Source organism: Pseudomonas rhizoryzae (assembly GCF_005250615.1).
In the GTDB taxonomy this organism is placed as follows: domain Bacteria; phylum Pseudomonadota; class Gammaproteobacteria; order Pseudomonadales; family Pseudomonadaceae; genus Chryseomonas; species Chryseomonas rhizoryzae.
On the sequence record NZ_SULM01000017.1, the window covers coordinates 53,683 to 74,779 of the forward strand.

Here is a 21,097-nt window from a genome sequence, read left to right on the forward strand (position 1 = left end):
TTACGAGCGGTAAATGAGCATTCCGACCGGGCTGGCGATCCAGGCCTTTTTCAACGAAGCATCACCGAGCGCAGGTATTTTTCGTACAGAACCTAATCCGGGCCGATCTGCCGTAGCTGTAACAACCGACTGCGCGTGCGTGACATGTCGGCGATATCGCTGTCGGCCAGGGTCTCGTCCAGCGGCGCGGCACTGACCAGGAACAGCGCCAGCCGACGGTCGTAGAGCACGTCCACCAGGTTGATGAAACGCTGTCGGGCGGCGGGACTGGCCTCGCGCAGGGGCGGTACCTCATCGAGCAACCAGCGCGGCCAGGTCTCGCTCAGGGTCAGGTAGTCGAGTACCGCGGTGGGACCTTCACAGAGATCGGCGAAGCTGAACTGCAGCAGGCCGTCCGCGGCGCTAATGGCCGGAAGATGGCGATGGCCCACTGGCACGTCCACTCGCGATTCGGCGCGCGGCGGTAACCCCAGGCGCTCACGCTGGGCGGCGCTGCCCGGCCAGAGATAGGCCCCGACGCCGAAGGGATCGGGCTCGGCGGGGCTGGCGCTGCGATAGTCCTGGGGGCCGGCCACCGAGAGGATGTCCATGCGCGTCTCGATCAGGCGGATCGCCGGCAGGAAGCGCTCGTGGTACAGCGGATTGGGCAGCAGCCCCTCGGGTGGATAGTTGGAGGTAGTGATCAGCACCACACCGCGACTGAACAGCGCCTTGAACAGCCGGGTGATGAGCATGGCATCGCCGATGTCGTGCACATGGAATTCGTCGAAGCACAGCAGCCGGCAACCTTCCAGCAGCTCGTCTAGGCTGGCGGCCAGAGCATCGATGCCGGGCGGTTGGCGGAACATCCGCTCGTGCAGTTCGCGAAAGAAGGCATGGAAATGCACCCGGCGCTTCTCGGCGAATGGCAGGGCGGCGAAGAAGCCGTCCAACAGGAAGCTCTTGCCGCGCCCCACCGGTCCCCAAAGATAGAGGCTACGCGCGGGGTGGCGGCGAAACAGTCGAGGCCGCAGCAGGTCATCGGCCAACTCGGCCAGGCGTTCGATGGCCGCCTGCTGCGCCTCATCGAGAAGGTAGCCGCGGGTCTGGGCGAGTTGAGCGAAGTGCGCCAGCACCTGCTGGGCGGGCGAAGGAGACGTCATGCAGGCGTCCAGCCGAGAAAGGTAGGGCGCTAATGAAGCTACAGTCGTCGCTGCCGGTCAAGACCGGCAGCGACGCTGCACTCAGGCCGCCGCGATGAACAGGCAGAGGCAGCAAAACATGCCAAAGGCCCACACCAGCGAGCGGCGGGTGGCATGGTCGCGAATGTACAGCCAGGTGTAGGCAATGCGGCTGAGCAGGAAGAGCAAGGCCCAGAAGTTGATCGTCCCCTGCTCGGCACCACCGGTGATATGGGCGACGATCACCGCTGCGGCGAACAGCGGATTGATCTCGAAGGCGTTCTGCTGAGCGGCGTTGGCCCGCGCCCGCGCGCCTTCCAGTTTGCCGAGGAAACTGCGGGGGTCACGGTTATCGTCGGGCGTGAAGCCGCTGCCCTTGAACTTGGCATAGTAGGCCGCGCCATAGGGCACGAGGTAGACGAGGAAGATGCACCAGTAGGCGAAGGTCATGTCGGCGTCCCTGGGGATGGAAGGGTTCGCCTATCTGACCTGCCCAGTCTGAAAAAATCCACTCCCGACTCAGGCCGTCGCGTGGCTCTGGGTCCAGCGCGCCAGCAGGGCGCTCGACACGGCGCAGAGGGCTAGCACCGCGCACATGGGCACCACGGTGCCATTGTGCAGGGCGCCCACGCTGCTGGAGGCCAGGGCCGCCAGGATGAATTGCAGGCTGCCCATCAGCGCCGAGGCGCTGCCGGCGTTGGCGCCCTGCCCGGCCAGAGCGCAGGCCGAGGCATTGGGCACGATGCCGCCGAGCAGGGCGATGGCGCAGAACAGCGGCACCATGAGCACCGGCAGTGCCTTGGGCTGGAAGGCACCGACCAGCAGCAGGATCAGCCCCGCGGCGGCATAGGCCAGCACCGCACGGCGCAGCCAGAACGCCGGCCCCTGGCGTACCACCAGGCGGGCATTGACCTGGCCGAGCAGGATGAAGCCGGCGGCATTGAGGCCGAACACCCAGCCATAGTGCTCGGGCGCCACGCCATAGAGTTCGATCAGCACGAAGGGCGAGCCGGAGATGTAGGCGAACATCCCGGCCATGGCGACGCCGCCGGTCAGGGTATGGCCGATGAAGGTGCGGTCGCGCAGCAGCCGTAGGTAGTTGCGCAGGGCTCCACTGAGTGGCGGGCGCGGGTGATGGGCCGGTAGCGACTCCGGGAGCCAGAGCGCCACGGCGGTGCCGCAGGCGGCGGCGAACAGCGCCAAGCTGACGAAGATCGCCTGCCAGCCGAAGGTGGTCAGCAACAGGCTGCCGGCGAAGGGGGCGATGATGGGCGCGATGCCGGTCACCAGCATGATCTGCGAAAAGGCCCGGGCCGCGGCCATCGGCTCGCAGAGGTCACGCACCACGGCGCGGGCGATCACCATGCCGGCGCAACCGCCCAGGGCCTGGACGAAGCGTGCGGCGATCAGCCAGGGCAGGCTCGGCGCCAGGGCACAGCCCAGGGACGCCAGGCAGAACAGGCCGATGCCGATCAACAGCGGCAAGCGGCGGCCGAACCTGTCCGCCAGCGGGCCATAGAAGAGTTGGCCGCTGGCCAGACCGGCGAAATACACCGCCAGGCTCAGCTGCACGTGTTCGATGTCGGTGGCGAAGGACCGGGCCAGCGAGGGGAAGCTGGGCAGGTACATGTCGATGGCGAAGGGGGCGAAGGCCGAGAGGGCCCCGAGAATCAACAGCAGGCGAAAGGTCATGGAAGCCGATCCGATGAAAGCGGACGTGCCGCGCAGTTACATACGATCTTGTTTGTAAAAGCGGCGAGGCGCGCTAAACTGCGTGGCAGACCCACTGCCAGTCAGAACGCCCATGCGCCGCACGAAAGAAGAAGCCGAACAGACCCGCCAAGCCATTCTCGATGCCGCGGAAGCCTTGTTCCTGACCAATGGCGTGGCGCGTACCAGCTTGGAAATGATCGCCCGCGAATGCGGGGTCACCCGGGGTGCAGTGTACTGGCATTTCCAGAACAAGGCGCACCTGTTCCATGAAATGCTTAGCCAGATAAGAATCCCGGCCGACGAGCTGACCGAGCGCCTGCGCATCGATGGCGAAGAAGACAGCCTGCAGCGGCTCTATAAACTCTGCGTGGAGGGCCTGTCCAAATTTTCGCGCCCTGGCCGCGAGCAGCGGGTGATGACCATCCTGCTGCATCGCTGCGAATTCACCGAAGAGTTGCGCGAGGCCGAGGAGCGCGATCTGCAGTTCCTGCGTCAGTTCATCCGCATCACCGACGCCCTCTTCACCGCCCAGGCCGCTCGCCTGCAGCCGGGCGTCACGCCGCAACTGGCCAGCCGGCTGCTGCACAGCCTGTTCCTCGGAAGCCTCTCCGACATCCTGCGGGATGAACAGACCTTCGCTCCGCTACTGGACGTCGAGCAGGTGTTCACCACCTTCTTCCGCGCCATCGTGCGCGATTGGGCTCAGCCGGCAACGGTGTAACCCGCCTGCTCGATGGCCGCGCGGAAGGGCGCATCCACCTCGGCACTGTCGATGCGTACCTCGCCCGCCTGCAGATCCACCTCCACCCGGGCGCGGGAATCCACCTTGAGCACCGCGGCCTCGATGGCGCTCACGCAGTGGGCGCAACTCATTCCGATCACCTTGATGACATGCATGGTTCTCTCCTGTCTATCGATCTGACTCTCTCACCTGACGCCAACGCCAGGACAGGGTTCCAGTGTTGACCTTGACCTCGGGTCAAGGTCAACACTGAGCGAAACACTGATGACAGAGGTCCCCATGCACGACTTCGAATTCTCCATCACCGGTATGACCTGCGCGGCCTGCGCCGGCCGGGTCGAGCGTGCCTTGCAGAAGGTGCCCGCAGTCACCGCCGCGGGCGTCAACCTGGCCAGCGAAAAGGCGCGGGTCAGCGCCCCGGCCGAAGCGGCGCCGGCCCTGGCCGAGGCCGTGAGTGCCGCCGGCTACCAGGTAGCCGCGGCCGAGCACGACCTGGCATTGACCGGCATGAGCTGCGCCAACTGCGCCGGCCGGATCGAAAAAGCCTTGCGTAGTGTTCCCGGCGTTCTCTCGGCCGAGGTCAATCTGGCCAGCGAGCGCGCCCGGGTGAAGACCCTGGCCGCGGTCGAGACCCAGACCCTGATCGGCGCGGTGGAGGCCGCCGGCTACGGCGCCGAGGATCGCCGCGCCGAAGCGGACCACCCCGCCACCCGCCAAGGATTGCCCTGGGAGCAGTGGGAGCTGGCCCTGGCGCTGGTGCTCGCCACGCCCCTGGTGCTGCCCATGCTGCTAGCCCCCTTCGGTTGGCACCTGATGCCACCCGCCTGGCTGCAATTCCTGCTCGCCACTCCCGTGCAGGTCCTGGTCGGTGCCCGCTTCTATCGCGGCGCCTGGCACGCCTTGCGCGCCCGTAGCGGCAACATGGACGTGCTGGTCGCCCTGGGTACCAGTGCCGCCTATGGCCTGAGTCTCTATCTCTGGCTGGTCAAGGACAGCCCCCATCTCTATTTCGAAACGGCAGCCATGGTCATCGCCCTGGTGCGCCTCGGCAAATACCTGGAGGCCCGCGCCAAGCGCCGCACCGGCGCCGCCCTGCGCGCCCTGGAAGCCTTGCGTCCCGAACAGGCCCGCCGCCTGGATGCCAAGGGCAACGCAGAAGACGTCGCCCTCAATCGGCTGCGTCTGGGTGATCGCCTGCAGATCCGTCCAGGGGAGCGCATCCCCGCCGACGGCCGCATCCGCCAGGGCGAAAGTCAGGTGGACGAAGCCCTGCTCACCGGCGAGAGCCGTCCCATCGCCAAGGGCCCCGGCAACGAGGTAGTGGGCGGTGCCATCAATGGCGAAGGTAATCTGGAGATCGAAGTCACCGCCCTGGGCGGCGAATCCGTGCTGGCCGGCATCATCCGCCTGGTGGAAGACGCCCAGGCTACCAAGGCGCCCATCCAGCAGCTGGTGGACCGTATCAGCCAGGTCTTCGTCCCGGTGGTGGTCAGCCTGGCCTTCGTCACGCTGCTCGGCTGGCTGCTGACCGGCCACACCCCGGAAACCGCCCTGCTCGCCGCCGTCGCCGTGCTGGTCATCGCCTGCCCCTGCGCCCTGGGCCTGGCTACACCGGCTGCGCTCATGGCCGGCACCGGGGTAGCGGCGCGCCACGGCATCCTGATCAAGGACGCCGAGACCTTGGAACGCGCCCAGGGCGTGACCACCGTGGTGTTCGACAAGACCGGCACCCTGACCGCCGGCCAGCTGCGCCTGCGCCAGTTGGCCACGGCGCCCGACATCGAGGAGCGCGAACTGCTGAGTCTGGCCGGCAGCCTGCAGAGAGGCAGCGAGCATCCCCTGGCCGCCGCCGTGCTGCTGGCCTGTCGCGAACGCGGCCTGGACACCCCGCCGGCCAGCGACGTCCGCGCCCTCCCCGGTCGTGGCCTAGAGGGTCACTGGCAGACCCGTCCACTGTTCCTGGGTAACACCCGGTTGCTGGGCGAACAGGGCCTGGACGCCGGCGCCCTGGCCGAAACCGCGCGCGCCTGGGAAGACCAGGGCCTGACCCTCTCCTGGTTACTGGAAACCGGTGCTCAACCGCGGGTACTGGGCCTGCTGGCCTTTGGCGACGAGATCCGCCCCGGCGCCGCCACCGCCATCGCCCAGTTGCGCGCGGACGGTATCGACAGCTGGCTGCTGACCGGCGACAACCGCGGCAGCGCCCGCCAGGTCGCCGAGGCCCTTGGCATCGCGCAGTGGGAGGCCGAGGTGCTGCCCGCCGAAAAGGCAGCGGTGGTCGCGCGCCTGCAAGCGACCAAGGGCGGCGTCGCCATGGTCGGCGACGGCCTCAACGATGCCCCGGCGCTGGCCGCCGCGGAGCTGGGCATCGCCATGGGCTCGGGCACCGCCGCGGCCCGCCATGCGGCCGGCATCACCCTCTTGCAAGAAGACCCGCGCCAGGTGGTGGCGGCGCTGGACATCGCCCGTCGCACCCAGCGCAAGATCCGCCAGAATCTGTTCTGGGCCTTCATCTACAATGTCATCGGCCTGCCCCTGGCGGCCCTGGGCCTGCTCGACCCGGTCTATGCCGGTGCGGCCATGGCCTTTTCCAGCGTCAGCGTCCTGGCCAATGCCCTGTTGCTCGGTCGCTGGCGCCCGTCTGGAGACCTCCCGTCATGAACATCGGTCAGGCCGCCAAGGCCAGTGGGCTCACCCCCAAGATGCTGCGCTACTACGAACGGATCGGGCTGCTGGCACCCGCCGGCCGCACCGACAATGGCTATCGCCAATACGGCGCCGAAGACCTGCGGGTGCTGGCCTTCGTCCGCCGCTCGCGGGAGCTGGGCTTCAGTCTGGAAGAAATCCGCCAGTTGCTCAGCCTTTGGCAGGACCGGCAACGCGCCAGTGCCGACGTCAAGGCGTTGGCCAAGCGGCACATCGCCGAACTGGAGCTGAAGATCGCCGAGTTGAGCCGTCTGCGCAGCACCCTGGACGAACTGGTCTCCTGCTGCCATGGCGACGCCAGCCCGGAATGCCCGATCCTCGATACGCTCGGTGGCTGACGCAACAGGTGCCGCCCGGCGGGGTCCATCGCTTATCCCCCGCTGCCGAGGCACCACCATGCATACCCTGCACCGCTACCAGATCCGCTATCGCTTCAATGGCGAGCCGCTCACCCACGAATTGGAAAGCTTCGAGCCCGTCACCGAGGAAGAAGCCGTGCTGCAACTGCTCATCAAACACGTCGAGGAGCCCCAGGTGGTGGTCGATGCGCCCTGGGAGCGGCATGCCCAGCCGAGCATCGCCCGCCGTGCCCAGGAAGCCGGTCTGAGCGACATCGAGGTCAGCCAGCGGGACTGACGGCCGGCCCAGCCAGGTGGCTTTGCGCTATAATTCCGCGCTTTTGCCCCCTTCGTTGGAGTGATTCATGACCCTGCCTCGCCTGCGCCTCAAAGCCAATGCCGACCGCCGTCTGCGCGCCGGACACCTCTGGGTGTACAGCAACGAGGTGGACGTGGTCGCCACGCCGCTCACCGCCTTCGAGCCGGGCGACCAGGCCATCCTGGAAACCACCAGCGGCAAGCCGCTGGGCCTGGTAGCCCTGTCGCCCAACAACCTGATCTGCGCCCGCCTGTTCTCCCGCGATACCGGCTATCTGCTGGACAAGTCGCTGTTGGTGCATCGGTTCAAGGTCGCCCTGAGCCTGCGCGAGCGGCTGTTCGGTAGCCACAGCTACCGCCTGGTCTATGGCGATTCGGACTTCCTGCCCGGCCTGGTAGTGGATCGCTTCAACGACATCCTGGTGGTGCAGATCGCCTCGGCCACCATGGAACGCCAACGCGACGCCATCCTCGCCGCCCTGCTGCAGGTGTTCAAACCCCAGGGCGTGCTGTGGAAGAACGACGGCAGCGCCCGTACCGCCGAAGGCCTGTCCAGCTACGTGGAAGTGGCCTACGGCGAAGTCCCCGACTGGGTGGCGCTGGAAGAAAACGGCGTGCGTTTCGAGGCCCCGGTGCGCGAAGGCCAGAAGACCGGCTGGTTCTACGACCACCGCCTCAACCGCGCGCGCCTGGCGCCTTACGTCGAAGGCAAGCGGGTACTCGATCTGTTCAGCTACATCGGCGGCTGGGGCGTGCAAGCCGCGGCCTTCGGCGCCAGCGAAGTCATGTGCGTAGACGCCTCGGGCTTCGCCCTCGACGGCGTAGAGCGCAATGCCACCCTCAACGGCCTGGCGGAGAAGCTGGTGTGCGTCGAAGGCGATGTCTTCGAAGCGCTCAAGGAGCTCAAGGCCGGTGAAGAGAAATTCGACGTCATCGTCGCCGACCCGCCCGCCTTCATCAAGAAGCGCAAGGATCTCAAGAACGGCGAAGCCGCCTATCGCCGCCTCAACGAACAGGCCATGCGCCTGCTCAACAAGGACGGCATCCTGGTCAGTGCCTCTTGTTCCATGCACCTGCCCGAAGACGACCTGCAGAACATCCTGCTCGGCAGCGCCCGTCATCTGGATCGCAACCTGCAGATCCTCGAACGCGGCGCCCAGGGTCCGGATCACCCGGTACACCCGGCGATCCCGGAAACCCGCTACATCAAGAGCCTGACCTGCCGATTGCTGCCTAGCTAAAGCATCAGGCCAAAAAAAGCCGGACCAAGTCCGGCTTTTTTTTGCGCATTCGACTGTCAGCTCAGCGCACGAATCAACTCATCCTTCTTCATCCGCGACCGACCACGGACATTCTGCTCAGCCGCCTTCTTCACCAACTCGTCGCGGGTCATGTCACTGAGTGAGGTACTACCGCTGCGCGAGCGTCGTGCCGACGCCCGCCCGCTGTTCGGCGACTGGCCTTGCTTGGTGGCCACTGCCCGCCGGGCCGAATCCTTACGATCAGCGCGCTTGGCGGTATCGCTCTTGCTCTTGCCGGAGCCCGCCTTTTCACCACCGCCAGACTGCTTGTTCACCGTCGCCCAGGCCCGCGCTTCGGCTTCATCCTTGGAGACGCCCTTCTTCTCGTAGCTCTCCTCGATGTGCTCGGCCTTGCGTTCCTGTTTGTCGCTGTACTTGGACTTGTCGCCGCGGGGCATGGCAGCCTCCTCGTTACTCTTCCGCTTTGATGGTGGCCACGTCACTTGCCTTCACCCGGACGTGGCGACCCGCCACATCGGTGAATTCATAGAAGCCGTCGGCCGTCTTGGCATTGGGTCTATTCTCGGTGATGTACTGGGTGCCATCCTGCAAGGTCACCACCGTTTCAGTGGAGCAGGCCGCAAGACCCATCAACGTCAGGGCCAGCAATCCACCCCTAAGCAGACGCTTCATGGAGCTTCCGGCGAAACGCGATGGATGGAGACGTCGTGCAACGCCACCAGCGCCTGCCCGGACTCGATGTCGGCCAGTTGGAAGCGCTCGTCGTTGATCGCATCCAGGTGCCGACAGGCCAGATCGCGGACCACGTCGGTGATGGGCACGTCCAGATTGCTGATACGGTCGGTGTAGCTCTCGCCCAGCAACTTGTAGTGGATTTCGTAATGGCTATCGGTGTCGTCGCGCATGAGAGGTCTCCGCGAAAAGGCTGCCCGACTCGGGTTACTTCTATAGAGCCCGGGCAACCAGAGCGGTTCTTTGCCACTCCCTACCTGCCGCCGAACGGTCATCTGTCAAGTCCTCTCGAAGCGCTCTAGCTCAACGCCCCGACCGCATCTGCTGCAACAGCGCACTGCACTGGGCGCCCTGCTCGTTGCTCGGCGCCACCAGCGCCAGCAGGCCGGCGGCCGGCGCAGCGAAGGTCGCCAGCAAGGCCGCCACCGCGCCGCGTGCGGCCAACGGTAGCGCCTTCACGCCTGGCGAAGGATTCTTCAGGGTGCCGCGCACATAGAGCGGCGAGCGCAGGGAAAAGATGCGCAGGCCCTTGCTGTGGGGATCGACGGTGAGGTCCAGCTGCTCGGTCGCCAGGTTGATGCTGCCCGTGACGTTGATCAGGGCATTCTCGGTGTCGAGCACGAACACCTGGGGTGTCACCAGCCCCTTCTTGAAGTCCAGATCGGCAACCGCACAGTTGATCTCCACCTCGTCATCGCCGAATAAGCGGTCGACCAGGTAGTTACCCACGTTGAGGCCGGCCAACTCCATCAGGCTGCGGCTGATCCGGCCATCGTTCATCAGTAGCTTGAGCTCGCCGTCGCTGGTGCCGAGCAGGGCCGCCACGGAGTTGCCAGTGCCGCTCAGGGTCGCATCGCCATTGAGCTCACCCATGCTGCGCTTCATGGTTTCCACGGTGGGGAACAACTGGTTCAGCTTGACCCGCCGCACATGCAGATCGACCCGTCCCGGCATGGGCGTCTTGTTGCCCTCCAGGCGCACCGTGGTGTTCAGGTCGCCACCTGCCACGCCGAAGCGCAGTGGATCGAGTAACAGCACTCCGTCGGTCAGGCGGACATGGGTATTGAGATCGGTGATCGGCAGTTGCGCGTTCTGCACGATGCGCTTGCCGGTGAAGCGCACGTCCGCATCCATGGCCCGCCAGCGCTCGGTGCGGAATTCGGATACCGGCAGCACCTTGTTCGCCGGCTGCTTGTTGGTCTCGCCCTTGGCCGCCTGCTGCTCCTTGGTATCGGCACCGATCAACGGTGCCAGGTCTTCGAACAGCAACTGATCGGACCTCAGGGTGCCGCTGAGCTTGGGCCGCGGTTGGCCACTGGTGAATAGCACGTCGCCGTGCAAGTCGCTCTTGCCCACCCGGCCATTGAAGTCTTCATAGCTGAAACGGGCACCGGCCGGGTCGTTGAGCTTGACCGTGAGATGGCCATCGGTGGCGTAGGGCGCCGTCTCCGGCAGGGTGACCCCGGTCAGCGGATAGAGCTGCGCCAGGCTCTTGCCTTCCAAGACCAGGTGCAGGTCCAGGGCGCCCAGGCGCCGCGGATCGGTCAGAGTGCCGAACAGCTGGACGCGAGTCTCCCCGGCGCGGGCGTCGAGCTGGATCGGGAAGGGCGTAGCGGCATCCTGCAGCGCCAGCAGTCCACCGATCTGGCCACGGCCGCTGACCGGTACCTGCTTGTAGCGGCCCTCCACCGCCACGGCGAACTGGAAGGCCTGGGTCTGCTTGACGTTGGCCCGCTGGCGCGAGGTGCCCTGCTTGCCGACCAAATCGGCGTAGGCGATGGGCGCATCCAGCGAGGTGATCCGCGCACGCAGCTGGGTCTCGGTCTGGGCATCGTCGAAACTGACCTGGCCGGCGTCGAAGCCGATGGTGCCAATGTCCACCGTCCAGGCCGAAGGCTCGGCCTTGGGCTCCTTATCGGCCGTCTCGAAGGTCCAGCTGTTGCGGCCATCGGCCAGGCGCTGGGCATTCACCACTGGCCGGGTGAGAGCGATGCGCGGGATGTAGATCTGCTTGGCCAGCAGCGCCAGCGGCGAGATTCTTAATTGCACCCGGTCGAGATGGACGAAGGTCTTCTCCTTGGCCCAGTCCGGATTGCCGAGGGTCAGGTCTTCGGCGGCGATGTGCGGCCAGGGAATCCAGGCGCGCCAGCCGCCCTGGTCGGGCTCACGTTGCCAGACCACGCCCAGATTGCCCTCGATGGCGAACGGCCGCTGCAAGGCGCTCGACACCTGCTCGTTGAGGGTCGGCTTGAGGCGATTCCAGTCGAAGGTGGCCAATACCACCACCAGCAACACGAGCAGCAGCAGGATGATTCCCAGCAGCCAGGCGAGGATCTTGCGTGGGCGCGTCATGGCCGCCTCCTTGTCTTTCCGTTCTCCTTGGGTCTGCTCAGCGCAGCGGGGTTCCCTGGATAGGGCTCGGAGCCTGTTCAAAGGCTCGCTAGCTGGAGATAAACAAGGCCTAAGCGGCCCCACGAAAAGACCTGAGGAAGCGGACCGGGCTCGCGTACGAGTTTACGAATGGTAAATGAGCATTCCGACCGGGCTGGCGACCCAGGGGCTTTTCAACGCCGTTTGGCCGACGCGCAGCAGCCTTTGAACAGGCTCCTAGGTCTTGCGCTGACGCAGCGCTAGCAGCGCCACCGCCACTCCGATCAGGGTCAGCAGCAGCAGGCTGCCACGCAGCCCCACCTGCCCCGCCACGGCGCCGATCAGCGGTGGCCCGAGCAGGAAACCCAGGTAGCCGGCGGTGGCGGTCATGGCAATGCCAGTGGCCGGGGTCTCGGCCACCTGGCCCGCGGCGCTGAAAGCGGCCGGCACCACATTGGAAAGGCCCAGGCCGACCAAGGCGAAGCCTAGGATCGCCGTCCAGGGCGCCGGCATCAGCACCGCCACGGCCAGTCCCAGGGTGGCCAGCAGCGCACCGCCAGAGATCACCTGGGGGCCACCGAAGCGCCGCCGGATGCCGTCACCACAGAGGCGACCGATCAGCATGGTCAGCGAAAAGGCGGCGTAGCCGAGGGTCGCGACCACCGGTGTCGCCCCGCCCACCTGGTCCAGGTAGACGGCGCTCCAGTCGGTCATGGCGCCTTCCAGCATCAGGCAACCCAGGGCGATCAAGCCCAACGCCAGCACACGCCGATCCGGTAGCCGCAAGGCATGGCTCACCGGTCTGCGATCCCCCTCATCCAGCGCCAGGGCAGCCGGCAGGGCCAACACCAAGGCCACCAGCGCGGCCGTCAGGAGCACCGCAAAGGCCGAAGCCCCCAGGTGCAGCACCAGCGCCCCCAGACCGGCGCCAAGAAAGCCGCCCAGGCTGAAGGCGGCATGGAAGGACGACATCAGGGGACCGTCCCAGCGACTCTCCACATCGCTGGCATGAGCATTCATGGCCACGTCGATCAGCCCATTGCAGGCGCCCAGCAACAGCGCGCAGGGCAACAGCCAGGCGAGCGACGGCGCCGCCCCCGGCCAGATCAGCACCAGCACGAAGGCCAGGATGCCGCAGCGGGTGAGCCGCCCGGTACCGCCCAGGCGCGGCACCAGCACGCCGGCGAAGGGCATGGTCAGCATGGCGCCCAGGGCGACGGCGAGCAGTACCAGACTGAGCTGGCCGTCCCCCAGCGCCAGATCGCGCTTGAGCTCGGGAATGGCCGCCGCCCAACCGCCAATCCCGCAGCCATTGGCGAGAAAGACGGTAAAGGTGGCACGACGTTGGCGACGCAGTACGGCAGAGGTCATGGGGATCCTTGTAGAGGAGGCTTAGCGGTCGCGCTTGGCCTGGTGCAGGTGCAGCCCGGCGTCTCTATAGGGCTGCAAGCGTTCCTCACTCAGCTCGGCCTCCACCACCAGATGGCTCACCCGGTCGAGGTCCAGCACATGATAGAAAGCCACGCTGTCGAGCTTCTCGGCGGTCACCGCGACGGCCACCCTGGTGCTCTGCTCCGCCACCGCGGCCTTGAACTCGGCCTCTTCCAGATCGAAGCCGGTCACCCCGGTTTCCCGTGCCAGGGCGCAGGTGCCGAGGAAGGCCAGATCAGCCCGTATCGCCCGTAGATCGCGCAGTGCCCGCGCACCCAGACAGGCCCCCGAGTCCGGTGCGGCTAGCCCGCCGATCATCAGCACCCGGATGCCCTGGCGCTGCAACAGCGCCGCGGCGATCAGCGGGGCATTGGTGGCCACGGTCAGGTCGTGATCGAGAGGCAAGGCCTGGGCGATGGCCAGATTGGTCGAGCCGGCATCCAACAGCAGCAGTTGCCCACGCTGCACCAAGGCCGCCGCCGCCTGCCCCAGCGCCTGCTTAGCCGCCTCACCCTGACCGATGCGGGTCGGGAGCGCCTCCGGTGGCGTCAACAACGAGAGCGCACCGCCATAGACCCGCCGACACAAGCCCTGGCGCGCCAACTCACGCAGGTCGCGCCTCACGCTGTCTTCGGATATGCCCCAGGTCTCGGCCAGCTCGGCCGACAGCACCCGGCCACGCTCACGCAGCAGCGCCAGGATCGCGGCTTGCCGCTCTTCGGGTAGGTGAATGGCTGCATTCATGCTGATACTCCAGGAAGATCAGCAAATCATGCAAGATCAAATAAAAACGTGCAACATCAAGCATTGCGCGAGACATTACCGCGGGCATCCAGCCAGCGACCGCCGAAGACATTGATCAGCAAGCCCAGCATCACCGCCAGACCACCCAGTTCCTGCTGGATGGTCATCTGCTCACCCAGCAGCACGGCCGCCGAGCTCAGTCCCACCACCGGCACCAGCAAGGAGAAAGGCGCCACCTGGCCGGCCGGGTAGCGCGACAACAAGCGGCTCCAGATACCGTAGCCCAGCAGCGTGGCGATGAAGGCGAGATAGACGATGGCGAACAGGGAACTGCCCGACAACGAGGACAGCGCCGTGGCCATCCGCTCCGGTCCTTCGAGCAGCCAGGACAGGATGAAGAAGGGAATGGGCGGAATCAGACTGCCCCAGACCACCAGGCCGAGCATGTCGACCTTGCCGATCTTCTTGGTGACGATGTTGCCCAGTCCCCACATGGCCGCTGCCGCCAGAGTCAGCAGAAAACCGGCCAGGGTCATGCTCACGCCATGCTCGGTACCGATCAGCAACAGGCCCAGGGCAGCCACCAGCAGGCCGACCAGGCTGGCGCGTCGCACCTTTTCACCGAGCAGGCTGGCGGCGAAGGCCAGGGTAAAGAAGGCCTGGGCTTGCAACACCAGCGAGGCCAGGCCGGCCGGCATGCCCACATACATGGCGGAAAACAGAAAGGCGAACTGGCCAAGGGAAATGGTCAACCCATAAGCCAGCAACAGCCGCCAGGACACCTGGGGCCGCCGGACGAAGAGAATGGCCGGGAAAGCCGCCAGACAGAATCTCAGCGCACCCAGCAACATCGGCGGTACGCCCTGTAGGCCAAGCTTGATGACCACGAAGTTCACCCCCCAGGCCAGAATGACGACCAACGCCAGCAGCAGATCCCTGGGTGACATGCACGACTCCTCGAAACATCAGACAAATTGATAGGCTGCTACCCTACTCCTTTACGTCCGTTTCACGTCGTCACAGTTACCCACAAATTTGGCCAATCACTCTCGCCAAACGAAAACCGCAGCCAGAGCTGCGGTTCGTTGGGATCAGGCACTGCGCTTGTCACGCAAGGGATCGTGGCCCCAGTTCATTAGCGACTTGCGCCAGCGCGAATCCTCGATATCGCCCTCCGGCCGCTGCTTGAGATGCCGATGCACATAGCCGATCACCTTGCGCATGGCTTGGTAGTCATCGTCTTCCAGCTCGGCCTGGCGTTTGCCCTTGATCTCCAGGATGCGCTCGCCCATGGCATGACCTACGGCCTTGCCGTCGTTGGCCGCGGTGACCTTCTTGCCGCCCTTGGTCATGCCCACGCCCTTGCTAGTATCACCGCTGAGCCATTTGCGCAGCTGGGTAGGCGTCATGTTGACCACCTGCTTGAACTCGCTGCGCAGTTCCTTCTTGTCGTCGTCGGAGGGTTTCTTGGTAGTCATTTTTCACCTGCCTTTTGCAACGCCTTCACCAGTTCGTCCTTCTTCATGCGTGACCGACCGCGTACCTCACGGCGCGCCGCACGTTTCATCAATTCGTCCTTGGTGAGATCGGCCAGCCCTGACTTGCGGGCTGCCGCCGTCTTGCGCGCGACGTCGGCGGGTTGCTTGGAATGCTGCTTGCCCCGCCGCGTATCACGGCGTTTCTTAGTAGTGCTACGTTCGTACTCGTCCTTGCTCAAGGAATCCCGCGCCTTTTCCGGCAGATAGCGCTCACCGGTCTCCGCGGATTTCTTGCCGGAGCGGGTATCCCACTTCTCGTCGGTCCACTGTTGCAGGTGGTTGTCCTTGCTCTTGCCGCCCTCGTAATCTCCACCGCGCTTCTGGTATTCCTGGGCAGCCAGTTGCGCCTTGCGCGCCGACCACTGGCCGGGCTTGCCGCCCTTGTCGCCCTCGGTAATCTCTCGCTTCACCTTTTCCCAGAGTTCGGGATCGCTCTTCTTGGCCGTGGCACTCATGGCTGCACCTCAAGTGGGGGTCATTGCAGTCGCTGTCATAGGGATGACTGTCCAACCGAAACGGGGGTTCGCCCCAGGCGACGAACGCCCCTACCCTGGGCGCAGCAGCCCCCCTGCCCACCTTGTAGCCGGAAACCGCCATGTCGCTCGCTACCCTGCTCCGCCGCCGCTGGATTCCCCTGCTCTTCGTCACCCTGCTGGTGGGCATCGGCGTACCCTATGGCTGCTCGGAACTGGCCTATCGCGAACGCCAATGGGTATTCAGCATCGAGCCGGGCAACGCCAGCTGGTTCACCGGCGTTCCCGAAGGCGTCCGTCAGCTCAATATCCCGGTCAGCAGCGTGCTACAGGGTACCGAGTACATCCACGCCTGGTGGTGGCCGGCGCGGCGCCCGGACGCCCCCACAGTGCTCTATCTGCACGGTACCCGCTGGAATCTGACGGCCCAGGTGCGGCGCCTCGCGACCCTGCGTCAACTGGGTTACTCGGTGCTCGCCATCGACTATCGTGGCTTCGGCGAAAGCCCCGGCGAGCTACCCTCAGAACGCAGCGTCTATGCCGATGCGCGCAGCGCCTGGAAGTACCTGCAAAGCCTGCAACCCGATGCGCGCAAGAGATACATCTACGGCCACTCCCTCGGCGGCGCCGTGGCGGTTGACCTGGCCTGGCGCATCGCCCGCGCTGACGACCCCGCGGGTGACTATCCAGCCGCCGCCGGCCTCATCATCGAGTCCACCTTCACCACTCTGGCCGACGCCGCCTCGGCGGTGGTCGACACCCGCTTTCCGCTGCGCTGGCTGATGTCGGAGAAATTTGACTCCCTCGACAAGATCCCAGACATTCGCCTCCCGGTCCTCATCGTCCACGGCAGCGACGACCGCTATGTCCCGCCGCGCTTCAGCGAGGCCCTCTATGCCGCGGCGCGACCGCCCAAGCGCCTGCTGCTGGTACCCGGCGGGAGCCACTCCAACAGCATGGTGATAGGCACGCGCGACTATGCCGAGGCGCTCCGTCAGGTATTCGGCGCCGCTCGGATAACCCAGGGAAACGAAGGGGAATCATCGACGGGAGGCTAGGCGTTTCGCCTAGGTCATCGACGGCGATGATAGTCACTATCTCGCCAGTCTATTTTTTCCTGGCCGTCCTCAACCGGATACTGAACTCACTCCAGAACAGTTTCCCCGAGGACACCGCCATGAACCTGCGTATCGCTTTCGGTTTCGCCCTGACCGCCCTGGCCCTGAACACCTTCGCCCAGGACTTCGCTTTCACCCCCAGCACGGCCACCCAAATCGCCGAAGAGTCCAGCCAGCGTCCGCTCGGCGAGTTGATCAAGCAACAGCAGCAGCGCCTGCAAGACCGCAAGATCGCCGAAGAATCCAGCCTGCGCCCCCTGGGTGAGGTCATCAAGCAACAGCAGCAGCGCGTGCAGGATCGCCGGATTGCCGAAGAATCGGCGCAACGCCCGATGGGTCACCTGATCGAGCGCCAACAACAGCGTCTACAGGAGCGCTTCGTCGCTGAAAACGGCTCGGCGCGCACCCTGGACCCTCTGATCGCAGCAGCCCAGCATAGCCAGGCCTGATCGATCGCCTCTCCCTGCCCGGCCTTGCGCCGGGCTCGCTCAAGACGGCTTGTCGCTACCCGGACCGATACTGGCGGGAGCCTCCACCACCAAACCCTGCGGTACCTCATCGATCCGCGGATCCAAGGCCGCCGCCATCGGACTCACCGTATCCGGCATCGCCACGTGATGCAGGGGCGCCTCGTCCAGCCGATGCTCGCCACTGACGAAGCGCGGCTGCACGAAGAACACCAGGATCAGCGCGTAGGCCGAAGCCAGCACATAGAACATGCCCGGCCCGAAATGCTCCATGGCCACACCGGCCAGCAAGGGACCAATACAGGCACCGACACCGTAGGTCGTCAGCAGCATCGCCGACAACTCCACCCGCCGCTCGGGCTCCACGTGGTCATTGGCGAAGGCTGTCGCCAGGGGATAGAGGGTGAACAGCAGCATCCCCGAGACGAAACCTGCGGTCAGCAGCCAGGGATAGGGCAAGGTCACCAGTCCCCACAGCGGTACGGCCGCGATACATAGCAGTACCGCATTGCCGCGGATCAGCTTGCAGCGATCGAAACGATCCGACAGCCAACCCAGCGGCCACTGGGCACAGAAGCCCGCCACGATGCACATCCCGACATAGAAACTCGCCTGGGCCGTATCCAGACCGCTGCGACTGGCGAACACCGGTGCCAAGCCGTAGAACCCCCCAACCAGCAACCCTGCGGTAAAGATGGTCACCAGCGATTGCGGCACCCGCTTCCAGAAGAAGCGAATTTCCAGAGGCGCCGCCACCAGCTTGGCCGGGTGCACCCGCCGCGTCATCGCCAGGGGAATCAGGCAGGACGCGAAACAGATGGCCACCAGCAGCAACGGCTTGTAATCGAGCTGCGGATGCCAGGCCAGCAGCGCCTGACCGATCACCAGACCCAGATCCACCGCCACCATGTAGCCGGCGAACACCTTGCCACGCTGATGGTTTTCCGCCTGTTCGTTGAGCCAGCTCTCGATCACCATGTACTGGTTCATCATCACCACGCCCATGATGAATCTCAGCGCGATCCAGATGTTGAGATCGTCCACCAGCGCATGGATGAGCACCGTGACCGTCGCCGCGCCGGCGCAGGCCACATAGGAGCGGATATGGCCCACCCCGGCGATCAGCCGGTGGCCGAACTTGCCACCACAGACCAAGCCGAAGTAGTAGGCAGCCATCAGGGCGCCAGTCCAGATATCGCCCGCGCCCTGCTCAGTGAGCCGCAGGCCGATATAGGTGGTGAACAGGCCGGAACCGGCCAACATGAGCAGCGTGGCAAAATAGAGCGCAGGAAAGGTAATCAGAGGGCTGAACATCAGAGTCACATAAAAAAGCGAAAAGCCAGGCAGGCCAGCCTTCGCTGACCATTGGGACTACTCGAAAGGGATAATTTTGAAGGCGCAGGCCGGAGGTCACTCCGACTCTTGGCGCCGATCGGTCTCGGTACGCTGTCGCTGCCGCCACTGGTCCAGATAGACCACCTGACCATGTTCCGGCTTGGCCTGATACGCCGGGGCCGAAGCCATCACCGAATCCGCCGCGGGCCGTTCGACCTCCGGCACCACGAAAGGTGCGAACTCAACCTTAGCGAGCACCTTGCCGAACAACGCCAGGCACGCATTCAGCCGTTCTTCACCGGTCACCGTGAATTCGAAGGCGAACAGCCGGGCTAGGCGCTTGCGCCCCTTGGCATCGGCCAGCCAGCGATAGCGGGAGAACGCCACGGCACCATCGAGCAACGTCACGTTGCGTCGACGACACTCCTGCTCCGCCAGCACCAATGCCCGCTCGCGAATCCCGCGGGCGTGCCAGAAGCTCAGACCGATGCCGACCGCGCCCAGCAACAGGCAGAGATTACCTAGCGTCAGCATCTTTGCTCCTCATCGAAAGGTACCGCCGTCACTGACGCCGCGCCGCGTCACCGGATGCCGTCTCGTTCAACAGGCGAATGTTCTCACGCTCGCCTTTGTACAGCGCCAGAGGGGCGATTTCCTTACCTAACAAAGGCACCTGTTGTTGATGCCATATGTAGTAGAAAACGTTTAGAACCACCAATAGCAGAAACAACCAACGCATCATTCATTCTCGAGCGGACACGCCAAAGCCAATCCAGCAAACACCATATCGGGCACGATCCGCGCGCCTGGAACGACATGCTTGACCAGTTCCGCGTCACCGCCGGTCAAAAATATCTCACAACCCTCGGCGAACATCTCTTGTGCCAGTTCGTACTGCGTACGCACGAAGCCCTTGAGCATATAGAGACAACCACGCTCGACCGCCTCGATGGTCGTGCGTCCCGGCGCCTCGTAGCGTTCACCACTGGCCCAATGTGGATCGTAGCGGATACGGCGGGTGTGGGTCTGCAATTCCCGACGCATCAACGGAATACCCGGACAAATGAATCCGCCCTGGTGTTCACCCTGGGCATCGACCAGATCCGCGGTGACCGCCGTGCCCAGGTCCAGCACCACACAGGCCTTGCCCTGCGCCAACTGGACCGCCGCCAGGATCACCAGCCAGCGATCCATCCCCAACCGTTGATGATCCCGGTAACCATTGCGGACACCCTTCCAGCTCTCTACAGGCAGCGCCTGATGACAGACGATACCGAAGGTAGCGCTCAAGCGCTCCTTGAGTTGCTGGGTCTCTTCGTCGCTCCGGACACTGACCAGTCGGCAAGCCGTGAAGGTTGGTGCATCCGGCTGGGACAAGGCAGCGATCAAGGCATCATCGCTCTCAACGATGCCCGTGGTGATGGCTTCAGCCCTGGGATCGACTAGCCGCCACTTGATGAGGCTGTTACCACAATCGAGTTCAAGAATCATGATCTAGGCTCAGACTCAATTCACCACCACTGAACGCCTGTGTCTGCCCATTCACGCGCATGAGAATGGCCCCATCTTCGGCAACTCCTTCCACTGTGCCCTGGATACAGCGAACCCCCGAAGAAAGGGTAACCGCTCGACCTTGCCAGCCATGATACCGCTCCCACTCGCTACGCAGGACGGCGAATCCCGACTGCCGATGAATGTGCCAAAGAGATTCGATTTCCCGTAGCAGCAAGGCGGCGACTGCGTTGCGATCCTGCAAGCCACCGAGCGCCTCGGCCATGGAAATCCAGGGTTGGTCGATATTGTCGGCCAGCCGCATGTTGACGTTGATACCAATACCGATGATGGCCTGGCAGGTATCCTGCGGATCGCCCGACAACTCGATGAGAATACCCGCCAGCTTCCGACCTCTGACCAGCACATCGTTCGGCCATTTCAGGCAGGCGTCTTCGATACCTAGTTGCTGCAGGGTACGGATGACCGCCAAACCCATGGTCAGGCTCAGGGCCTGAAGTTTCTGAATGCCACCCTGGCTGGACACCACGGCGGTCAGATACAGATTCTTGCCATAGGGACTGACCCAGGCTCTACCGCGTCGTCCCCGCCCTGCTTGTTGATGCTCGGCCAGCAGGGCGAAAGGGGGGAGTTGGTGCTGCTGCAGCCGGCGTTGCGCCTCCGCATTGGTGGAGTCTATCGAGGCGAGCACCGTAACCGGCCAACCGCCCTGCTGGGCGATCCGCTCGCCATCCAGCAGATACAGGGGTTCTTCCAGTCGATACCCTCTGCCTGGCACCTTGAACACCTCGATCCCGAAGTCTTCGCCAAGTGTCTTCAGCCGCTTCCAGATGGCACTCCGAGAAACGCTCAAGGCCTCTCCCAGCTCCACGCCGGAATGAAATTTCCCATCACTCAGCAGTTTCAGCAACGGCATGCTCGAACCTCCGGTTCGACTTTCTTCCGCCCCAAAGACAACACCCCCGCCAGAGTGAACTGAGCGGGGGTGTTGGGTATTAGGCGCTTGACGATGACCTACTCTCACATGGGGAAACCCCACACTACCATCGGCGATGCATCGTTTCACTTCTGAGTTCGGGAAGGGATCAGGTGGTTCCAATGCTCTATGTTCGTCAAGCAATTCGGTTGGCTGGCCAGG

25 protein-coding genes and 1 rRNA gene are annotated in these 21,097 nt (G+C 64.7%); 7 read left to right on the plus strand and 19 right to left on the minus strand.

Going from position 1 to position 21,097, the window contains the following annotated elements:
* Positions 1–92: 92 nt before the first annotated feature.
* From zapE to FAZ11_RS22340, 3 genes are all read right to left on the minus strand, one after another.
* Positions 93–1,142 carry a cell division protein ZapE gene (zapE, locus tag FAZ11_RS22330; protein WP_058773882.1) on the minus strand — a complete coding sequence of 350 codons (1,050 nt, stop codon included), beginning with the start codon at positions 1,140–1,142 and terminating at the stop codon, positions 93–95.
* Between the two features lie 81 nt (positions 1,143–1,223).
* Positions 1,224–1,610 (minus strand): MAPEG family protein, encoded by a 387-nt coding sequence (locus tag FAZ11_RS22335; RefSeq protein ID WP_058765499.1) that lies wholly within the window; start codon positions 1,608–1,610, stop codon positions 1,224–1,226.
* A 69-nt stretch (positions 1,611–1,679) separates the two neighbouring features.
* Positions 1,680–2,852, minus strand: a complete 1,173-nt coding sequence (locus FAZ11_RS22340; RefSeq protein WP_058765501.1) for a multidrug effflux MFS transporter — start codon at positions 2,850–2,852, stop codon at positions 1,680–1,682.
* Between the two features lie 112 nt (positions 2,853–2,964).
* Here FAZ11_RS22340 and FAZ11_RS22345 point away from each other — a divergent pair, with 112 nt between their 5' ends.
* Complete coding sequence (locus FAZ11_RS22345; RefSeq protein WP_058769227.1) at positions 2,965–3,594, plus strand: TetR family transcriptional regulator; 630 nt, start codon at positions 2,965–2,967, stop codon at positions 3,592–3,594.
* On the opposite strand, the gene FAZ11_RS22350 is transcribed toward FAZ11_RS22345, so the two are convergent.
* Positions 3,576–3,770, minus strand: a complete 195-nt coding sequence (locus tag FAZ11_RS22350; RefSeq protein WP_058765506.1) for a cation transporter — start codon at positions 3,768–3,770, stop codon at positions 3,576–3,578. The two genes, FAZ11_RS22345 and FAZ11_RS22350, sit on opposite strands and share 19 nt — an antisense overlap.
* Before the next feature lie 124 nt (positions 3,771–3,894).
* Here FAZ11_RS22350 and FAZ11_RS22355 point away from each other — a divergent pair, with 124 nt between their 5' ends.
* The 4 genes from FAZ11_RS22355 to FAZ11_RS22370 all read left to right on the plus strand — a co-directional run bounded on the left by FAZ11_RS22355 (position 3,895) and on the right by FAZ11_RS22370 (position 8,218).
* A complete protein-coding gene (locus tag FAZ11_RS22355; protein ID WP_275670946.1) occupies positions 3,895–6,276 on the plus strand; it encodes a heavy metal translocating P-type ATPase in 2,382 nt (793 codons plus the stop codon).
* Positions 6,273–6,659, plus strand: coding sequence for a Cu(I)-responsive transcriptional regulator (cueR, locus tag FAZ11_RS22360; protein WP_137279597.1), 387 nt, complete (start codon positions 6,273–6,275; stop codon positions 6,657–6,659). The genes FAZ11_RS22355 and cueR overlap by 4 nt, the downstream gene beginning before the upstream one ends.
* Positions 6,660–6,717: 58 nt before the next feature.
* Positions 6,718–6,957: a hypothetical protein gene (locus tag FAZ11_RS22365; protein WP_058773885.1), complete on the plus strand. Its 240-nt coding sequence runs from the start codon at positions 6,718–6,720 to the stop codon at positions 6,955–6,957.
* Positions 6,958–7,024: 67 nt separating this feature from the next.
* Positions 7,025–8,218 (plus strand): class I SAM-dependent rRNA methyltransferase, encoded by a 1,194-nt coding sequence (locus tag FAZ11_RS22370; protein WP_058769224.1) that lies wholly within the window; start codon positions 7,025–7,027, stop codon positions 8,216–8,218.
* A gap of 56 nt (positions 8,219–8,274) precedes the next feature.
* Here the strand turns inward: FAZ11_RS22370 and FAZ11_RS22375 are convergent, their stop codons facing one another.
* From FAZ11_RS22375 to FAZ11_RS22415, 9 genes are all read right to left on the minus strand, one after another.
* The gene (locus FAZ11_RS22375; RefSeq protein WP_058785084.1) at positions 8,275–8,676 is read right to left on the minus strand and encodes a Rho termination factor N-terminal domain-containing protein; all 402 of its coding nucleotides are present in this window, start codon (positions 8,674–8,676) and stop codon (positions 8,275–8,277) included.
* Positions 8,677–8,689: 13 nt separating this feature from the next.
* Positions 8,690–8,911 (minus strand): YgdI/YgdR family lipoprotein, encoded by a 222-nt coding sequence (locus FAZ11_RS22380; protein WP_058785085.1) that lies wholly within the window; start codon positions 8,909–8,911, stop codon positions 8,690–8,692.
* Complete coding sequence (locus FAZ11_RS22385) at positions 8,908–9,144, minus strand: hypothetical protein (RefSeq protein WP_058765520.1); 237 nt, start codon at positions 9,142–9,144, stop codon at positions 8,908–8,910. Before FAZ11_RS22385 ends, FAZ11_RS22380 begins: the two co-directional genes overlap by 4 nt.
* Before the next feature lie 130 nt (positions 9,145–9,274).
* Positions 9,275–11,323: an AsmA family protein gene (locus tag FAZ11_RS22390; protein WP_137279598.1), complete on the minus strand. Its 2,049-nt coding sequence runs from the start codon at positions 11,321–11,323 to the stop codon at positions 9,275–9,277.
* A gap of 255 nt (positions 11,324–11,578) precedes the next feature.
* On the minus strand, positions 11,579–12,712 hold the full coding sequence (locus FAZ11_RS22395; RefSeq protein ID WP_137279599.1) for an MFS transporter: 1,134 nt from the start codon (positions 12,710–12,712) through the stop codon (positions 11,579–11,581).
* A gap of 21 nt (positions 12,713–12,733) precedes the next feature.
* A complete protein-coding gene (locus FAZ11_RS22400) occupies positions 12,734–13,516 on the minus strand; it encodes a DeoR/GlpR family DNA-binding transcription regulator (RefSeq protein WP_058794124.1) in 783 nt (260 codons plus the stop codon).
* 56 nt (positions 13,517–13,572) lie between these two features.
* Entirely contained in the window at positions 13,573–14,463 is an 891-nt protein-coding gene (locus tag FAZ11_RS22405) for an EamA family transporter (RefSeq protein ID WP_137279600.1), read from the minus strand.
* Between the two features lie 144 nt (positions 14,464–14,607).
* Positions 14,608–14,994, minus strand: a complete 387-nt coding sequence (locus FAZ11_RS22410) for a DUF3140 domain-containing protein (protein ID WP_058773902.1) — start codon at positions 14,992–14,994, stop codon at positions 14,608–14,610.
* Positions 14,991–15,509: a hypothetical protein gene (locus tag FAZ11_RS22415; RefSeq protein WP_058769217.1), complete on the minus strand. Its 519-nt coding sequence runs from the start codon at positions 15,507–15,509 to the stop codon at positions 14,991–14,993. Before FAZ11_RS22415 ends, FAZ11_RS22410 begins: the two co-directional genes overlap by 4 nt.
* 140 nt (positions 15,510–15,649) lie before the next feature.
* Here FAZ11_RS22415 and FAZ11_RS22420 point away from each other — a divergent pair, with 140 nt between their 5' ends.
* Entirely contained in the window at positions 15,650–16,585 is a 936-nt protein-coding gene (locus tag FAZ11_RS22420) for an alpha/beta hydrolase (RefSeq protein ID WP_058787251.1), read from the plus strand.
* Between the two features lie 119 nt (positions 16,586–16,704).
* The gene (locus FAZ11_RS22425; RefSeq protein WP_058773904.1) at positions 16,705–17,094 is read left to right on the plus strand and encodes a hypothetical protein; all 390 of its coding nucleotides are present in this window, start codon (positions 16,705–16,707) and stop codon (positions 17,092–17,094) included.
* 39 nt (positions 17,095–17,133) lie between these two features.
* On the opposite strand, the gene FAZ11_RS22430 is transcribed toward FAZ11_RS22425, so the two are convergent.
* From FAZ11_RS22430 to rrf, 6 genes are all read right to left on the minus strand, one after another.
* A complete protein-coding gene (locus FAZ11_RS22430) occupies positions 17,134–18,426 on the minus strand; it encodes an MFS transporter (RefSeq protein WP_058773905.1) in 1,293 nt (430 codons plus the stop codon).
* Between the two features lie 96 nt (positions 18,427–18,522).
* Positions 18,523–18,981, minus strand: a complete 459-nt coding sequence (locus tag FAZ11_RS22435) for a DUF3301 domain-containing protein (RefSeq protein WP_058773906.1) — start codon at positions 18,979–18,981, stop codon at positions 18,523–18,525.
* A gap of 28 nt (positions 18,982–19,009) precedes the next feature.
* On the minus strand, positions 19,010–19,189 hold the full coding sequence (locus tag FAZ11_RS22440; RefSeq protein WP_037006863.1) for a hypothetical protein: 180 nt from the start codon (positions 19,187–19,189) through the stop codon (positions 19,010–19,012).
* The gene (locus FAZ11_RS22445) at positions 19,186–19,938 is read right to left on the minus strand and encodes a type III pantothenate kinase (protein ID WP_058765543.1); all 753 of its coding nucleotides are present in this window, start codon (positions 19,936–19,938) and stop codon (positions 19,186–19,188) included. The genes FAZ11_RS22440 and FAZ11_RS22445 overlap by 4 nt, the downstream gene beginning before the upstream one ends.
* Positions 19,928–20,875, minus strand: a complete 948-nt coding sequence (birA, locus tag FAZ11_RS22450) for a bifunctional biotin--[acetyl-CoA-carboxylase] ligase/biotin operon repressor BirA (protein WP_058773907.1) — start codon at positions 20,873–20,875, stop codon at positions 19,928–19,930. Before birA ends, FAZ11_RS22445 begins: the two co-directional genes overlap by 11 nt.
* A gap of 85 nt (positions 20,876–20,960) precedes the next feature.
* Positions 20,961–21,076: ribosomal RNA gene (gene rrf / locus FAZ11_RS22455) — 5S ribosomal RNA — on the minus strand.
* Between the last annotated feature and the right edge of the window lie 21 nt (positions 21,077–21,097).

Bases quoted from the DNA above. Each gene is read 5' to 3' on its own strand.
- FAZ11_RS22375 (WP_058785084.1), bottom strand. From the start codon at position 8,676: ATGCCCCGCGGCGACAAGTCCAAGTACAGCGACAAACAGGAACGCAAG.
- FAZ11_RS22430 (WP_058773905.1), bottom strand. From the start codon at position 18,426: ATGTTCAGCCCTCTGATTACCTTTCCTGCGCTCTATTTTGCCACGCTG.
- FAZ11_RS22420 (WP_058787251.1), top strand. From the start codon at position 15,650: ATGTCGCTCGCTACCCTGCTCCGCCGCCGCTGGATTCCCCTGCTCTTC.
- FAZ11_RS22425 (WP_058773904.1), top strand. From the start codon at position 16,705: ATGAACCTGCGTATCGCTTTCGGTTTCGCCCTGACCGCCCTGGCCCTG.
- FAZ11_RS22440 (WP_037006863.1), bottom strand. From the start codon at position 19,189: ATGATGCGTTGGTTGTTTCTGCTATTGGTGGTTCTAAACGTTTTCTAC.
- FAZ11_RS22345 (WP_058769227.1), top strand. From the start codon at position 2,965: ATGCGCCGCACGAAAGAAGAAGCCGAACAGACCCGCCAAGCCATTCTC.
- FAZ11_RS22340 (WP_058765501.1), bottom strand. From the start codon at position 2,852: ATGACCTTTCGCCTGCTGTTGATTCTCGGGGCCCTCTCGGCCTTCGCC.
- zapE (WP_058773882.1), bottom strand. From the start codon at position 1,142: ATGACGTCTCCTTCGCCCGCCCAGCAGGTGCTGGCGCACTTCGCTCAA.
- FAZ11_RS22380 (WP_058785085.1), bottom strand. From the start codon at position 8,911: ATGAAGCGTCTGCTTAGGGGTGGATTGCTGGCCCTGACGTTGATGGGT.
- FAZ11_RS22365 (WP_058773885.1), top strand. From the start codon at position 6,718: ATGCATACCCTGCACCGCTACCAGATCCGCTATCGCTTCAATGGCGAG.
- FAZ11_RS22370 (WP_058769224.1), top strand. From the start codon at position 7,025: ATGACCCTGCCTCGCCTGCGCCTCAAAGCCAATGCCGACCGCCGTCTG.
- FAZ11_RS22385 (WP_058765520.1), bottom strand. From the start codon at position 9,144: ATGCGCGACGACACCGATAGCCATTACGAAATCCACTACAAGTTGCTG.
- FAZ11_RS22445 (WP_058765543.1), bottom strand. From the start codon at position 19,938: ATGATTCTTGAACTCGATTGTGGTAACAGCCTCATCAAGTGGCGGCTA.
- FAZ11_RS22390 (WP_137279598.1), bottom strand. From the start codon at position 11,323: ATGACGCGCCCACGCAAGATCCTCGCCTGGCTGCTGGGAATCATCCTG.
- FAZ11_RS22435 (WP_058773906.1), bottom strand. From the start codon at position 18,981: ATGCTGACGCTAGGTAATCTCTGCCTGTTGCTGGGCGCGGTCGGCATC.
- FAZ11_RS22395 (WP_137279599.1), bottom strand. From the start codon at position 12,712: ATGACCTCTGCCGTACTGCGTCGCCAACGTCGTGCCACCTTTACCGTC.
- FAZ11_RS22335 (WP_058765499.1), bottom strand. From the start codon at position 1,610: ATGACCTTCGCCTACTGGTGCATCTTCCTCGTCTACCTCGTGCCCTAT.
- FAZ11_RS22415 (WP_058769217.1), bottom strand. From the start codon at position 15,509: ATGAGTGCCACGGCCAAGAAGAGCGATCCCGAACTCTGGGAAAAGGTG.
- FAZ11_RS22405 (WP_137279600.1), bottom strand. From the start codon at position 14,463: ATGTCACCCAGGGATCTGCTGCTGGCGTTGGTCGTCATTCTGGCCTGG.
- cueR (WP_137279597.1), top strand. From the start codon at position 6,273: ATGAACATCGGTCAGGCCGCCAAGGCCAGTGGGCTCACCCCCAAGATG.
- FAZ11_RS22410 (WP_058773902.1), bottom strand. From the start codon at position 14,994: ATGACTACCAAGAAACCCTCCGACGACGACAAGAAGGAACTGCGCAGC.
- FAZ11_RS22355 (WP_275670946.1), top strand. From the start codon at position 3,895: ATGCACGACTTCGAATTCTCCATCACCGGTATGACCTGCGCGGCCTGC.
- FAZ11_RS22400 (WP_058794124.1), bottom strand. From the start codon at position 13,516: ATGAATGCAGCCATTCACCTACCCGAAGAGCGGCAAGCCGCGATCCTG.
- FAZ11_RS22350 (WP_058765506.1), bottom strand. From the start codon at position 3,770: ATGCATGTCATCAAGGTGATCGGAATGAGTTGCGCCCACTGCGTGAGC.
- birA (WP_058773907.1), bottom strand. From the start codon at position 20,875: ATGCCGTTGCTGAAACTGCTGAGTGATGGGAAATTTCATTCCGGCGTG.